1 protein-coding gene is annotated in these 411 nt (G+C 67.6%); it reads left to right on the top strand.

Going from position 1 to position 411, the window contains the following annotated elements:
- Positions 1-385: ABC transporter permease subunit (locus tag D7Y13_RS43935; protein WP_439329272.1), on the top strand; the 385-nt coding region annotated here is incomplete at its 5' end.
- Between the last annotated feature and the right edge of the window lie 26 nt (positions 386-411).

The following is a 411-nucleotide window of genomic DNA, read 5'->3' as shown; positions in this document are numbered from 1 at the left end:
CATCTACGCCATCGGCGGCAACCTCAAGGCGGCGCGGCTGTCGGGGATCAACGCCGACCGCCTGACCTTCCTCACCTTCGTCAACATGGGGGTGCTGGCGGCGCTGGCGGGCATCATCGTCACGGCGCGGCTCAACTCGGCGACGCCGAAGGCGGGCTCGGGGTTCGAGCTCGACGTCATCGCCGCCGTGTTCATCGGCGGGGCGTCGATGGCGGGCGGATCGGGCAAGGTCGTGGGGGCGGTGATCGGCGCGCTCATCATGGGGGTGATGAACAACGGGATGCAGATGCTCGGCATCGGCATCGACTACCAGCAGGTCATCAAGGGGCTGGTGCTGCTCGCCGCCGTGATCTTCGACGTCTACAACAAGCAGCGGGCCGCCTGATGCACCTGAGCCAGATCGAGGGGGGG

Origin of the sequence: Corallococcus praedator, assembly GCF_003612125.1 — a bacterium.
Lineage (GTDB): Bacteria > Myxococcota > Myxococcia > Myxococcales > Myxococcaceae > Corallococcus > Corallococcus praedator.
The sequence above is the reverse complement of the archived record's forward strand: the minus strand, read 5'-3'. Positions and strand labels throughout refer to the sequence as shown.